This window comes from Microbacterium sp. (genome assembly GCF_046295495.1).
Classification (GTDB): Bacteria; Actinomycetota; Actinomycetes; order Actinomycetales; family Microbacteriaceae; genus Microbacterium.
The window spans coordinates 37,356-51,453 of sequence record NZ_JBKBNC010000019.1; the positions used below are offsets into that span (position 1 = coordinate 37,356).

Here is a 14,098-nt window from a genome sequence, read left to right on the forward strand (position 1 = left end):
GGGCGGTTGCCACACCCCGTCGACCGTGCCTCAGACGCGGCAGGACTCCCGCTCGATCAGCGAGACCTCGATCACGGTCAGCTCGTCGAGGCCCAGACCGGCGTCGGGCTGCAGCCGCGCGAACACCCGCTCGGCGGCGAGCGCGCCGATGCGCCGCGGGTCTTGATCGATCACGGTGACGGCCGGGGTCAGGGTGTCGGCCATGGGGAAATCACCGAACCCGACGAAAGGAAGCGGTCGCCCGCGAAGCACGTGCGCGAGCGCCATGGACGAGCGCGCGTTGGCGGAGAAGAGGGCCGTGGGCGGTTCATCGAGCGCACGAAGGCGGTCGAGGGCGGATGCCGCGGACTCCCTGTCCGAGACCTGCGAGGCGACCAGGCGCTCATCGATCGGCACCCCCGCCTCGCGCAGCGCTCGGCGCCATCCCTCGACGCGCTTCGTCTCGGTGGACAGATGCACCATGTCGCCGAGGTAGGCGATGCGGCGATGGCCGTGCGACAACAGGTGCGACGTGGCCAGGTGCGCACCGGTCTCGTCGTCCTCGGTGAAGGTGTCGGTGATGAGCCCCACCGGCGCCCGGTCGACGAACACGATCGGGGTGTGCCCGCGCCAGCGCTCGAGCCACGAGTGGTCGGTGCCGACCGGGGCGATGACGAGGCCGGTCAGCTGTCGGCCGAGCAGCGACTCGAGGGCGGGCCGTTCGTCGGCGGGGTCTTCGCCGAGGCTCGTGACGAGCGTCGACAGGCCGTGACGGCGGGCGGTGTCTTCGACGGCGCGCGCGATCGCGGCGAAGAACGGGTCGACCACGTCGGGCACGGCCACCCCGATCACCGAGGCGCGCCCGGCGCGGAAGGTGGTCGCCAAGGCGTTGGGCACGTAGTTGAGCTCGCGCATCGCGGCCTCGACGAGGGCGCGGGTGTCGGGGAGCACGTGCGGGTCGTCGTTGAACACGCGCGACACGGTCTTCGTGCTCACCCCGGCGCGCTGGGCGACGTCGCGCATCGTGGTCACGAGGCACCTCCGGGGTGTGGGCGAGTGGGGGCTTCGACGTGCAACCCTATCCGCCGGGTGCCGTCGCCCTCCGCGGCCCCGACGCGCGAAGATCCCCGCCGCCGCGCCGCGGGCGCCGATCCCGCCCGCCCGGCGCGACGGCATCCCTCCCCCGCGTGCACCCGCGGGGGATCGGCCGCGTACCGGGCGGGCACGATCACGTCAGCGACCGTCGACGGCGTCGGCGAGTTCGCGCAGGCGCGGCAGGGCGCGGCCCGAGAGCAGCTCCTCGCGGCGGTCGGCGTCGATCGAGAGGCTGTCCTTCCACAGCGACCGGCCCGCCATGGCGCCCGAGGCGCCGTTGGCGACGGCGGTGCGCACCTGCTCGATGAAGGTCTCGTGGTCGACACCGGCCGAGAGCACGGCCCACGGCACACCCTGGGCGACCTCGGTCACGCGCGCGCTGGCCTCGGCCGAGCCCGGGTACTGGAGCTTCAGGATCTTGGAGCCGCACGCGACGGCGAGGGCGGCACCGTCGACGACGAGGTCGGCGAACTTCGCCTTGTACTCCTCGTCGCTCTCGTCCTCGAGCTGGTAGGTCAGCAGCTCGACGATGAGCAGGAGCCCCTCGGCCTCGCACGCGGCCACCAGGTCGCGGATCTCCTGCGCGACGCGGGAGTCGGCATCCTGCTTGTCGGGGCGCGTGTAGTAGAGCATCTTCGCCACGGTGCCGCCCATGTCGCGGACGGTGCGCGGCGTGACACCGGGCACGAACCGGGTGTACTTCAGGCCGTCGACAGTCTCGAAGCCCGAGGCGTCGAGGCCCACGACGAGCCCGGTGTCGCGGTCGAGCACACCGTCGTCGACGATCTGCGGCAGAGCGACCTCGGGGTCGAGGAGGATCGCGGGGGCGTGGTTGGCGAGGTGGCGCACGAGGTCGGCCTTCACCTCGGCGAGCTCGTCGCGCGAGATCGCGTCGGAGCCGTTCGGGGCGTCCTTGATCGCGGCCTTCATGCCGTTGCGCTGGTCGGCGGCGACGATGAGCATGTGGCCGTCGGGGGTGCTGATCGACTGGAGCGCGCGGCGCTCGAGCGTGGTGAGTTCGTTCATGATCTCTCTTCTCTGGGGTTCTCTCGCGCGCCCGGTCTCGGGCGGGATGCGGTGGGGGCGGGGGTCAGGAGGGGACGGATGCCGAGACGAGGCGCCGCGCCCTGTCGGCGGCTCCCCACGCGACGTCCTGCTCACGGGTGGACAGGGATGCGGCGGGAAGCACCTCGGCGCGGGCGCGACGGACGGAGGCCATGCCCGCCCATCCCCCGGTCAGCGTGGACCGCGTCGCCGGCGCGACCTCGCGGTCCATCGCCGCGATGAGCTGGGCGATCTCGTCGTTGCTGTGGCGCAGGACGGCGCCGAAGATCTCGGCGGGCGAGGCCTCGGCGTGCAGCGTCAGGCGCAGCACACCGTCGTCGTTGCGCGCCCCGGTGACCTCGACGGCCCCGGCGGGCAGCTCGCCCTCGTACGGCAGCGCCATGACCGCCGCGTCGAGGGCATCGCGCCCCGCGCGGTCGCTGATGCCGGCCGCGTGAAGCGCCCGACGCAGCAGGAGGCCGGTCTTCACCCCGGCCACGAGCACGTGCTTTCCGGGAACGACGTGACGCACCTCGTTGATCAGGGCGTCGGCCAGACGCCGGCGGGCGGCGAAGCCGAGCGGTGCGTCGAGCACGCGCAACAGCACCTCGGCCGTGCCGAGCGAGACGTGGTAGCCGTCGGCATCCAGGATCCCGTTCGCCTGCGCGGCGACGAGGTGGTCGTGGCCGGCGACCGTGAGCGCTGCTCCCGCAACGCGGGGTCCGAAGGCGGCGGATGCCGTGCCCCAGGGCAGTCCGCCCCCGCGGAGCGGCGGCAGCAGGTCGGCGGTGACGCCGAGCGCCTCGAGCATCGCGGGCCAGGCGGTGCCGGAGTCCTGGTCGATCAGACCCGTTCGGGAGGCCAGCGACAGCTCGAGAGCGATGTCTCCGCCGAGGGCCGCCACGACGAACTCGGGCAGGTCGAGCCAGCGCAGGCCCGCGAGCGAGGTTCCCTGGTCGCGCAGCCAGGCGAGCTTCGCGACGCTCACCTGCGCGCCGAGCGGCAGGCCGGTGCGACCGGCGAACTCCTCGCGTACCTCGGCGGGGAAGGCGGCGATCTGCTCCCACCCCCGCGGGTCGAACCACGCGAACCCGGGGGCGGCGGCGGCTCCGTCGGCGTCGATCAGGATGCCGGTCTCCCCCATGCCCGCGACGGCGAGCGAGGTCAGCGGCTCGGAGGTGAGAGGGGCCAGCTCGGCATCCACGAGGTCGATGAGCGTGCGCACGGCCCGCAGGAGGTCTTCGGCGGCGATGTCGGTCGTGCCGCCCTCGCCGACGCGCCACGGGGTGGGCACCTGCGCCCCGGCCACCTCGGCGCCGTGGTCGTCGATCACGAGCATCTTCACGCCCGTGCTGCCGAGGTCGATGCCCGCGTGCAGGCGGCGCGGCGCCGTCGCGGCGGGGCGCATCGCTGCGGAGACCATGTCACCGGTGTCGTGCATGAGCGGCTTTCCTTCCCGGAACCTCTTCGAGTCCCGGAATTTCAAGCATGACACCGGTGACTTGCTACGTCTATGGTGGGGGTATGCCGTCGTCGTGTCAAATACCCGAACCGCTCGCCGTGATCGTGGCCGGAACCGCCGGCAGCGGAAAGAGCACGCTCGGCCGGGCGATCGCCGAGCGCCTGCGGGCGCCTCTCGTCGACCTCGACAGCGTCACCACACCGCTCCTCGACGCCCTCCCCGACGAGACCCTCGGGGGCCACTGGCTCACCTCGCCCCAGGCGAGCGTCATCCGCGCCGGGCGGTACGCGGCCCTTCGCGCGACGGCGGCCGACGCCCTGTCGACGGCGGGCCGAGTGGTCGTCGTCGCGCCGTTCACCGCCGAGCTCGCGGGGGGCGACGAATGGCAGGCGCTGCGCGCTGCGCTGTCGCCCACCGAGCCCCACGTGGTGCACGTCGACGGAGACCCCGCCGTGCTGGCATCCCGCCGCTCGTCGCGCGGCGCCGCGCGCGACGCCCACCGTCCCGACACCGCCCCGGTGGCGCCCTCGATCCCGGTGATCTCCGTCGACGCCGAGCTGTCGACGGCGCAGCAGCTGGCCCGCGTCCTGCCGGCGCTGGGGATCCGGCGGCCGGTCGACGCGCACGCCGAGATCTTCACGCGCGAATTCGACGCCGTGCTCTTCGACCTCGACGGGACGCTGGTGGACTCCACGGCATCCGTGGTGCGGTCATGGCGCCGATTCGCCGAGCACTTCGGCGTGTCGATGGAGGCCCTGCACGCCAATCACGGCCAGCCCGCGCGCACGCTCGTGGGCCTGCTGCTGCCCGCCGATCGCCACGACGAAGCCCTCGCGCACGTCACCGATCTGGAGGTGACGGACGCCGCGGGCCTCGCTCCCATCCGCGGGGCCGCCGCCTTCTTCGCGTCGGTGCCCGCCGGGCGCCGGGCCATCGTCACATCGGGCTCGGTGCCGATCGCGACCGCCCGCCTCGCCGCCTCCGGCTACGACCGGCCCGACGTGTTCGTCACGGTCGACGATGTCGAGAACGGCAAGCCCCACCCCGAGCCGTTCCTCACGGCCGCCGCTCGCCTCGGCGTCGATCCGGCTCGCTGCCTCGTCGTCGAAGACGCCCCCGCCGGCATCGCCGCGGCCCGCGCGGCGGGGTGTGCCGTACTCGCCCTGACCGGCACGACGGCCGAGGAGGAGTTGACCGCCGACCTCGTGGTGGACGGGTTGGATGCCGTGCGGGTGGAGGTCACGGCGTCGGGGGCGTTGCGGCTGGGGCCCGCCTGACCCCGGCGCAGCCCGCCGCCCCGCCCGCTCAGCGGTCCCTTACCGGGCGGGCGGTTCGGAGATGATCCGGTCGAGCCATTCCACGAGGAGGTGCCGCTCGGGATCGCTCAGCTGGTCGAGGTCGGGGGCGACGGCGCGAAACGCGACCACTGCGGCCAAATGACCTGGCCGAGCCGCCGCGGGGGCGTCGGTCAGGATCTGCGCCAGGACACCCGCGAACACGGCATCCGCCAGTCCGGGGTCACGCTCGGCGGGAGGAGTGGCGAGGATCGTCGTGACGACGCCCACACCCCCCGCCTGGATGAGCCCGACCGCTCGCGCCTCCGGCACCGCGAGACGTCCGGCGGCGGCGACCCGGCGGACTCGAGCCGCGAGGACGTCTCTGCCCAGGCGAGCGGCGGGCGAGCCCGCGACGCGACGCGGGTCGCTGAGAAGGGCGAAGAGAGCGGGGTTCTCGAGCCCGAACTCGACCTGACGACGCCACCCGTCCCCCAGCTCCTCCACGGGGTCGACATCCGCCTCGGCGGCGGCGGCCACGGTCGAGGCCTTGGCCGCGACGAAGGACGCCATGACGTGCTCGGCAACGGCCTCGAGCAAGCCGTCCTTGTCGCCGAAGAGCCGGTAGATCGCGGGCGCCTGAACGCCGGCGGCCTGCGCGACGCCTCGCGTCGTGACGGCGCCGGGGCCCTGCTCACGCAGGAATCGGGCGGCGACCTCGATAATGCGCGTCCGGGTGTCGGCAGATACGGGTTCGTCGGTCACAGGATCAACGATAACGCCCACTTGCTATCACGCTGATTCCAGCGATAACGTTTGTAGCGTTCCGTCGATAACACGTCGCGGTCCGACGGGAGGCTCATCCGCATGATCATCGTCACCGGCGCCACGGGCGCCCTGAACGGCTCCACCGTCGAGCACCTGCTCGACGCCCTGCCCGCGTCCGAGATCGCCGTCGTCGCCCGCGACGCTGCGAAAGCCGCCCCTTTCGCAGACAGAGGAGTCGAGGTGCGCACCGGTGACTACGCCGACCGCGCGTCTCTGCCAGCCGCGTTCGCGGGAGCCGATCAGCTCCTCCTCGTCTCGTCGAGCGACCCGCACGCCGACGCCGTCGCGCTGCACCGCAACGCCGTCGAGGCCGCGGTGGAGGCGGGCGTCGGCCGCGTCCTCTACACGAGCCACCAAGGGGCGGCCCGGGACACGCCCTTCGGGCCGGGCCGCGACCACGAGGCCACCGAGCGCCTCCTCGCCGGGTCGGGACTCCCCTGGACATCGCTGCGCAACGGCTTCTACGCGCACAGCCTGACCTGGCTCCTCGGAGCCTGGCGCGAGACGGGCGTCATCACCGTGCCCGTCGACGGTCCGGTGTCGTGGACCTTCCGGGAGGACGCGGCCGAGGCGGCCGCGCGCATCCTGCTGTCGGACGGGGCATACGACGGGCCGACGACCCTGACCGCACCCGAGGCTCCCACGTTCGCGGACGTCGCAGCGATCGCCGCCGACGTCGCGGGACGACCGGTCGAGACCGTGGTGCTCGGTGACGACGGCTGGGTCGCGCACCAAGTGTCGTCGGGACAGCCGGAGTTCATGGCGCGGTTCATGCTCGACATGTACCGAGCCGCCGCCGGCGGGTTCTTCGCCGGCACCGACCCCCTGCTGGGGGAGATCCTCGATCGAAAGCCCGGCTCCGTCCGCGACCTGCTCGCCGCGCAGCTCGCGACCACCGGCAACGGAGGGACATCCATCCCCGCGACCTGATCCCTCGGGCTCGACGCCCTCCCGGGAGGCGCTGATCAACGCTGTCGTGCCGGCCGTCGCGGGCGAGAAGCTGAAACTGCCTGAGCCGAAGAGAGATGGGAGAGGACGCGCCCGTCCGGACGCGCCCCCTCAGCGCGTCGCCCGCTCCAGCAGCTCCAGCACGTGCACGTACGGCTCCCCCGTCGCCTTCGTCATGCCCAGCTCGCACGTGCGATTGCACGAGGCGTGCGCGTCGGCGCCCCAGCCCGCGACCTCGGCCGCCTCGGGGGCGGTCGCGGCCTCGGTCAGCTCGGGGTGCAGCATCCCCCGGTCGCCGGCGTAGGCGCAGCACCCCCACGCGTCGGGGACGCGAACCTCGGATGCCACGGCTTCGCCGACGGCCCGCAACGCCGGGTCGATGCCCAGCTGTCTCGACGAACACGTCGGGTGGAGGGCCAGCAGTTCCGCCACCGGCGTGGGGCTGAGGGCCGGAAGCAGAGCGGATGCCGCGAAGGCCACGGCATCCAGAACCCGGATGCCGTCGTCACGCAGGGTCGCCGCGAACCCCTCGGTGCAGCTGGACGCGTCGCACACGACCGGCAGCGTGCCCTCGCGGGTGGCCGCGCGCACGGCGGCACGCACGCGGGCCGACATCGTGGCGTGGCCCTTCGCGTAGCCCTTCGACGACCACGGGGTTCCGCAGCACAGCGCGTCGACGCCGTCGGGCACGATCGCGGACACCCCGGCACGCTCGAGCAGTCGCACGAACGCCGCGGTCGCCCCGATGCCATCGGCGGAGGCCGGCCCGAACATGCTTCCCACGCAGGCGGGCAGGAACACCGCGACCGGCTCCACACCCACGGCCCCGACGACGGAGCCCAACGATCGCCGCGACGCCCCGCCCGCGGGAAGCTCCCCCGAGTACCGCGGCACCGTATCCGTGCCCAGAACCTTACGCGCCGCGTCGGTCACCGTCCGCACGACGGGCAACGGAACGGCCGAGGCCACGGAAAGAGCAGCCGACCCCGCCCGCGTCACCGCACCCCACCCGGTCGCCGCGGCCGACCATCCCGCGGCCAGCGCCGGGTTGGCATCCTCCCGCCGGAAGCGCTTCATCAGCGCCCCGGTGTTGATGAGCACCGGGCACGCCGTCTGGCACATGCCGTCGACGGCGCAGGTCTGCACGCCGTCGTAGTCGTAGTCCTTCTCCAGCTCGGCGACGAGGGCCCCGTCGCCGCGTTCGCGGGCGGCGGTCGACGCGCGCCGCACGACGATGCGCTGACGCGGGGTGAGGGTCAGCGACCGGCTCGGGCACACGGGCTCGCAGTATCCGCACTCCACGCACCGGTCGGCCTCGGGCTCGATCGACACCGGCGCCTTCAGGTGGCGCATGTGCGCCCCGGGGTCGTCGTCGATGATCACGCCGGGATTCAGGATGCCGCTGGGGTCGAGCAGACGCTTGAGCCGCACCATCACGTCGTACAGCTCGTCGCCGTACTGCCGCCGCACGTACGGCGCCATCGCGCGACCCGTGCCGTGCTCGGCTTTCAGGTTGCCGCCGGCGTCGAGCACGAGGTCGACCATCGCGTCGGTGAAACGCTCGAAGCGCGCGAGCGCTCTCGCCCCCTCGAACCGGTCGGTGAGCATGAAGTGGATGTTGCCGTCTTTGGCGTGGCCGAAGATCACGCTGTCGGCGTAGCCGTAACGCGCGAACAGCTCCTGCAGGCCGCCGCAGGTGTCGGCGAGACGCCCGACCGGCACGACGACGTCTTCGAGAAGCGCCGTCGTCCCGCTCGGACGCGCGCCCGCGACCGAGGCGTAGAGGCCCTTGCGGAAGGTCCAGGCCGCGGCGCGCTGCGCGGGGTCGCTCGAGAAGACCGCCGCGGCGCGCAGGTCCTCCGCGGCGAGCGCGCGCGAACCGCTCTCGGCGAGCGAGCGCAGGGCGTCGGCATCGTCGGCGTGGTACTCCACGAGCAGCGCCGCCTGGGTCGTGGCCTCGAAGCCGTGGATCGCGGCGGGCGTGCCGGCCAGGCGCTGTCCGACGCGGAGGGACGTGGCATCCATCAGCTCGAGCGTCGCCGCGCCCGTCGCGACCAGCGCCGGGAGGGCGCGCGTGGCCGCGTCGAGGGTGGGGAACACCGCGAGGGTGGTCGCGGTCGCGGGTCGGATCGGCACCGTACGGAAGGTCGCTTCGGCGACGAAGGCGAGCGTGCCCTCGGATCCCACGACGAGGTGCGCGAGCAGGGCCGCCGGGGTGTCGAAGTCCAGGAAGGCGTTGAGGGCGTAGCCCATCGTGTTCTTCATCGCGAACTGGCGCTCGATGAGCGCGACGCTGGCCGCGTCGCCCACGACCCGGTCGCGCAGGCGCATCAGCTCGGCCACGAGGGCGGGCTCGCGCTCGGAGAGCAGCCGGTCGGCATCCGGATCGGCCGTGTCGACCACGGTCCCCGAGGCCAGCACGAGCACGAGCGACTCGAGCGTGCGGTAGGAGTTCTCCGCGGTCCCGCACGCCATCCCGCTGGAGTTGTTCGCCACGACCCCGCCGATCGTGCAGGCGGCCTCGCTCGCGGGATCGGGCCCGAGACGGTGCCCGTGCCGCAGCAACCGTGCATTGACCTGGCGCACCGTCGCCCCGGGCTGCGACCGCACGCGGCGACCGCTGTCGAGCACGTCGATGCGGCCGAACCCCTGGCGCACGTCGACGAGCACCCCCGACCCCGACGACTGCCCCGACAAGCTGGTGCCGCCCGAGCGGAAGGTGACCGGGGTGCCGGATGCCGTGGCCCCGCGCAGGATCGCGCCCACCTCGGCGGCGTCGGCCGCGATGACCACGGCGTCGGGGGTCAGCAGGTAGTGCGAGGCGTCGTTGGCGTAGGCGACGCGGTCGATGGCCCGGGTGCGGATGCGCGAGACGTCGCCGACGGCGGCCGCGATCTCGGGCGCGAGTGCGAGCGAACCCCCCGACGCAACGTGCGACCCGACCTCCGGCGCGACGGCGCTCACGCGTCGCCCTCGGGACTCAGCGCGCGGAGGAGGTCGGGGGCGTCGTCGAACTCGGCCCGGATGCCGCTCGGCGGCCCCGCGACGATCGTCGAGGCGTGGGCGACGGCGTGCGCCCCCCACTCGGCGGCGGAGGCTGCGGCGGCAGCGAGGCGATCGGCGTCGGGGCGTCTGGCGGCGGGAGGTCCGGCGTTCGGGGCAGAGGCGCCCGCGGCCGCGGCGTCCGGGCGGTCGGCATCGACGGGAGGCACCAGGGTGAGGCCGAGCAGGAAGCCCGCGAGGGCGGCATCCCCCGCTCCGGCCGTGTTCGCGATGACGGGCGCCTGGGCGCGGGCGAAGACGGCACGCTCGGCGGTGACCGCCAGCAGGCCGTCGGCGCCCATGCTGGCCAGCACCGTCGGTACGCCGCGCGCGACGATCTCGCGTGCGGCGGCGATGACGTCGCCGATGCTCGCGAGCGGCCGCCCCACCGCCGCGGCGAGCTCGTCGACGTTGGGGGTCAGCAGGTCGATGCCCGACGGGTCGGCGAGGAGCGCGTCGAGGGCGGCGCCGCTCGTGTCGACGGCCACGCGCGCGCCCAGCTCTCGCGCCAGCACGCGCACGGCGGCGAGCTCGACCGGTGCCGCCGTTCCGGCGAGTTCCGGCAGGCTCCCCGAGATCACCAGCCACGGCTTCTCGCGCGCGGCGAGCTCGTCGCGCAGCGCCGAGATCGTGGCCTCCCACGCGTCGGCCGACAGCGGCGGAGTGGGGGCGTTGACCTTCGTCGTGGCACCCTCGGCGTCGATGATCGAGGTGTTCACGCGCGTCGCTCCGGGCACCTCCACGATGCGCAGGAGCGCGGCCGTGCTCCCCGCGCGGGCGAAGCGCACGTCGTCGGTGCCGAGCACGACGACCGCCGCGGTGTCGGCCCCACCCGCGGCGAGGGCGGCCGAGACGTTGACGCCCTTGCCGCTGACCTCGCGCGTGTAGCTCTCGGCGCGGGCGAAAGCGCCGCGACGCAGCGCGTCGACACGGTAGGTCGCGTCGATGGCCCCCGCCGCGGTCAGGGTGACGATGCCGGTCACGCGCGGGACCCCGTCACGACCCCGAGCAACCGGCGCACCTCGTCGGCGACCGCCGCGCGGCCCGGGGCGATCCAACGGCGCGGGTCGATGGCATCCGGATCGCGCGCGAGCTCCTCGCGCACGGCGCCGGTCAGCACGGTGTTCAGGTGCGTGCCGATGTTGATCTTGCGCATGCCGGCGCGCACGGCGCCGTCGATCCCGGCGTCGGCGACGCCGCTCGAGCCGTGCAGCACGAGCGGGACGGGGAGCGCGGCGGCGAGTCGGGCGATGAGGTCCTCGTCGAGGGTCGCGCTGCGCTCGCGCATGGCGTGCTCGCTGCCGACGGCGACGGCCAGGGCGTCGACCCCCGTCTCGCGCACGAACCGTACGGCCTCGTCGACGTCGGTGCGCACGCCGGGCGCGTGGGCGCCCTTGCCGCCGATCTCGCCGAGCTCGGCCTCGACCCAGGCCTCGGCGGCGTGCACGCGGGCGGCGACGGCGGCGGTGCGCTCGAGGTTCTCGGCATCCGGAAGGTATGCCGCGTCGAACATCACCGAGCGGATGCCGACGGCGAGCGCCTCGTCGATGAGCTGCTCGTCGGTCGCGTGGTCGAGGTGCACCGCGACGTCGACGCGGGCGCTCTCGGCCAGGCGCAGCGCGGCGGAGGCGGCGGGGGCGAGACCCCCGTGGAACGCGATCGCGTTCTGCGACAGCTGCAGGATCACGCCGGTGCCGGCGGCCTCGGCCCCGGCGACGATCGCCTCGGCGACCTCGAGGGTGATGAAGTTGAAGGCCCCGACCGCGCGATGCGCGGCGAGCAGGGCGGGCATATCGGCCAGCGGCACGGCGGTGTCTCTCTTGTCGGGGTGAAGCGGGCGCGAGCCCGGTGGCTGAGCCTGTCGAAGCCTCCGGGCGGGGGTACCGGTCCCTTCGACGAGCGCAGGGACCTCCGCAAGGCGGATGCCGTGACCTCACGCGACGCGCGGGCCCCGGCATCCGGGTTCTCCCGCATGAGGGGTCAGTTTCTGTCGCTGGGAGCGTCTCGCGGCGACAGTTTCCGACCCCTCACACGAGGAAGGGGGTGGGTTAGCAGGAGGACTTGTAGACGGCGTCTTTGCCTTCGCCGTCGATGTTGTCCTTGGTGAGGATGGTGAACCCGGTCTGGATCTTCTCCTCCGTCGCCTCGCCCTTCAGCGCCGCGATGGCCTGCTTGACGCCGTCGGAGCCGATGGTGGCGGGCTCCTGCGCGACGAGGGCCTGCACCGTGCCGGCCTGCAGCGCCTTGACCTGGGCGGGGCCGGCGTCGAAGCCGACGATGGTGACGGCGCCCTGCTTGCCCGCTTGCTGGACCCCGGTGGCCGAGCCTTCGGCGGCGAACAGGTTGGCCGCGAAGATGCCGACGATGTCGGGGTCCTTCTGCAGCGCGGCGGTGACGATCTCCGCGGCGGTGGAGGGCTCGTTGTGGGAGTACTGCACCCCGACGGATTCGAACTTGCTGTCTTCGGCGACGGCGTCTTCGAAGCCCTTCGCGCGGGCGTCGGTGGTGGAGATGCCGGGGTCGACGGAGACGACGAGCACCTTGCCGCCGTTCGGGTTGGCGTCCTGGATGGCCTTGAACGCGGCCGCGCCGCCGCCTTCGTTGTCGCTGGAGATCTGCGACACCGCGGCGGAGGGGTCCTCCAGCGTGGTGTCGACGAGGACGACCTTGATGCCGGCGGCCTCGGCCGCGGCGATCGGTGCCTGCATCGCGGAGACGTCGGTGGGTGCGATGAGCAGGGCGTCGGGCTGGGAGGCGACGACGGCGTCGACAATCGGCTTTTGGAGCGTGGGGTCGAACTTCTCGGGGCCCTGGGTGGTGACGGTGGCGCCTTCTTTTTCGGCTTCGTCCTGGATGCCGCACTGCATGGAGATGTAGAACTCATCTCCGGCGACGCCCTGCACGAACGCGATCTTGTAGCCGTCCGAGCCGCCGGAGGCGCCGCCCGAGGTCGTGCCGCCGGAGCAGCCCGCGAGGGTGAGCGTCGCCGCCATGCCGAAGACCGTCAGGGCGGTCGCCTTCTTGTTCCACTTCATTGTGATCACCGTTCTGTTGTGAGGTGTTGCTTCGGGTCGGGTAGGGGTGGAGTGGGCGTCGCGGCGGGCTCAGCCGCGCCGGCCCCCGCTGACGAACTTGCGCCAGAGGCCTTGGGAGTTGCCGCGCGTGGCGGCCGTACGACGCACCTGGTCGACGTACACCGCCGTGATCAGCACCGCGCCGACCGCGACCTGCTGCCAGAAGGGCTGCACGCCGGTGATGACGAAGCCGTTCTGCAGCACCGCCGGGATGAACAGGCCGACGACGGTGCCCATGATCGTGCCGACGCCGCCGAACAGCGAGGTCCCACCGATGACCACCGCAGCGATGACGTTCAGGTTGGTCTGCGACTGACCGGCGATCGCGGTCGTGGAGAACTGCGAGAGCGACAGGATGCCGCCGAGCCCCGCGAGCGCGCCCGAGATCGTGTAGATCTTGATCAGCTGCGCGTCGACCTTCACGCCGACCCGGCGGGCCGCGATCTCGCTCGAGCCGACGGCCAGCGTGTAGAGACCGAAGCGCGTGTAGTGCAGCACGATCGCGCCGATGATCACGACCACGAGCGCGATGACGCTGATGATCGGGACGCTGCCGAACACGTTGCCGTAGCCGATCGAGACGGTCAGCACGGTGGGCACGTCGCGCACGTCGACGCCGCCGGTGAGGATCTGCGCCAGACCCAGCGCCATGCCGAGCGAGCCCAGCGTGACGATCAGCGGCGGGATCTTCGCCTTCGCGATGAGGAAGCCGTTCAACAGCCCCCAGCACACACCGCTCAGGATCGAGACGACGATGCCGGCGATGGCGACGCCCCAGCCTTCTCCGCCCATCGCCCGCATGACGAGAGCGGCGACGACGCCCGAGAAGACGAGCACGGATCCCACCGAGAGGTCGATGCCGGCGGTGATGATGACGTAGGTCATGCCGACCGCCAGGACCGCGAGGATCGAGGCGTTCTGGATGATGAGGCGGAAGTTGGTCCACTGCGCGAACGAGTCGGGCGCGAGGATGCTGAACACGATGATGATCGCCAGCAGCACCAGGAGGATCTGGAAGGCCTGCGTGCGCAGGATCGCCTTGATCGGGTTGGTCTTCTGATTGTCGAGCGTGCCGATGGCGACGGTCTCGGTGGGAGGGGTCTTGAGGCTCACTTCTGGTCGTCCTTCGTGACGGCGCCGGTCATGAGTCCGACGAGTTCTTCCATGGAGGTGTCCTTGGCGTTGATGTTCGCGACGCGGGTGCCCAGGCGCAGCACCTGGATGCGGTCGGACACATCGATGACGTGGGGCATGGAGTGCGAGATGAAGACCACGGCGATGCCCTTGTCGCGCACGCGGCGGATGGTCTCGAGCACGTTCTTCGTCTGCCGCACGCCCAGGGCGGCGGTCGG

Annotated in this window: 11 protein-coding genes and 1 pseudogene; 2 read left to right on the top strand and 10 right to left on the bottom strand. The window is 72.7% G+C overall.

What is annotated here, in order from left to right:
* Window positions 1-30 precede the first annotated feature (30 nt).
* The 3 genes from ACK4LS_RS09195 to ACK4LS_RS09205 all read right to left on the bottom strand — a co-directional run bounded on the left by ACK4LS_RS09195 (window position 31) and on the right by ACK4LS_RS09205 (window position 3,559).
* Window positions 31-1,002, bottom strand: coding sequence for a LacI family DNA-binding transcriptional regulator (locus tag ACK4LS_RS09195; RefSeq protein ID WP_409716373.1), 972 nt, complete (start codon window positions 1,000-1,002; stop codon window positions 31-33).
* 210 nt (window positions 1,003-1,212) lie between these two features.
* Window positions 1,213-2,100 (bottom strand): hypothetical protein, encoded by an 888-nt coding sequence (locus ACK4LS_RS09200; RefSeq protein WP_409716350.1) that lies wholly within the window; start codon window positions 2,098-2,100, stop codon window positions 1,213-1,215.
* A gap of 64 nt (window positions 2,101-2,164) precedes the next feature.
* Window positions 2,165-3,559, bottom strand: a complete 1,395-nt coding sequence (locus ACK4LS_RS09205) for an FGGY family carbohydrate kinase (protein WP_409716352.1) — start codon at window positions 3,557-3,559, stop codon at window positions 2,165-2,167.
* Between the two features lie 56 nt (window positions 3,560-3,615).
* On the opposite strand from ACK4LS_RS09205, the gene ACK4LS_RS09210 reads away from it, so the two are divergent.
* The gene (locus tag ACK4LS_RS09210) at window positions 3,616-4,857 is read left to right on the top strand and encodes an HAD-IA family hydrolase (protein WP_409716354.1); all 1,242 of its coding nucleotides are present in this window, start codon (window positions 3,616-3,618) and stop codon (window positions 4,855-4,857) included.
* Window positions 4,858-4,896: 39 nt separating this feature from the next.
* Here the strand turns inward: ACK4LS_RS09210 and ACK4LS_RS09215 are convergent, their stop codons facing one another.
* Window positions 4,897-5,619 (bottom strand): TetR/AcrR family transcriptional regulator, encoded by a 723-nt coding sequence (locus ACK4LS_RS09215; protein ID WP_409716356.1) that lies wholly within the window; start codon window positions 5,617-5,619, stop codon window positions 4,897-4,899.
* A 102-nt stretch (window positions 5,620-5,721) separates the two neighbouring features.
* Between ACK4LS_RS09215 and ACK4LS_RS09220 the strand changes: the two genes are divergently transcribed.
* Complete coding sequence (locus ACK4LS_RS09220; RefSeq protein WP_409716358.1) at window positions 5,722-6,612, top strand: NAD(P)H-binding protein; 891 nt, start codon at window positions 5,722-5,724, stop codon at window positions 6,610-6,612.
* A gap of 129 nt (window positions 6,613-6,741) precedes the next feature.
* Here ACK4LS_RS09220 and ACK4LS_RS09225 read toward each other — a convergent pair whose 3' ends face one another.
* From ACK4LS_RS09225 to ACK4LS_RS09250, 6 genes and pseudogenes are all read right to left on the bottom strand, one after another.
* The gene (locus tag ACK4LS_RS09225) at window positions 6,742-9,594 is read right to left on the bottom strand and encodes an FAD-binding and (Fe-S)-binding domain-containing protein (protein ID WP_409716360.1); all 2,853 of its coding nucleotides are present in this window, start codon (window positions 9,592-9,594) and stop codon (window positions 6,742-6,744) included.
* Complete coding sequence (locus ACK4LS_RS09230; protein WP_409716362.1) at window positions 9,591-10,655, bottom strand: 1-phosphofructokinase family hexose kinase; 1,065 nt, start codon at window positions 10,653-10,655, stop codon at window positions 9,591-9,593. Before ACK4LS_RS09230 ends, ACK4LS_RS09225 begins: the two co-directional genes overlap by 4 nt.
* Window positions 10,652-11,479: a class II fructose-bisphosphate aldolase gene (locus ACK4LS_RS09235; protein ID WP_409716363.1), complete on the bottom strand. Its 828-nt coding sequence runs from the start codon at window positions 11,477-11,479 to the stop codon at window positions 10,652-10,654. The genes ACK4LS_RS09230 and ACK4LS_RS09235 overlap by 4 nt, the downstream gene beginning before the upstream one ends.
* 241 nt (window positions 11,480-11,720) lie before the next feature.
* Entirely contained in the window at window positions 11,721-12,707 is a 987-nt protein-coding gene (locus ACK4LS_RS09240; protein WP_409716365.1) for an ABC transporter substrate-binding protein, read from the bottom strand.
* 69 nt (window positions 12,708-12,776) lie between these two features.
* Complete coding sequence (locus tag ACK4LS_RS09245) at window positions 12,777-13,859, bottom strand: ABC transporter permease (protein ID WP_409716367.1); 1,083 nt, start codon at window positions 13,857-13,859, stop codon at window positions 12,777-12,779.
* Window positions 13,856-14,098, bottom strand: a pseudogene (locus ACK4LS_RS09250) (sugar ABC transporter ATP-binding protein); the annotation flags it as partial. The pseudogene ACK4LS_RS09250 and the gene ACK4LS_RS09245, both read right to left, overlap by 4 nt.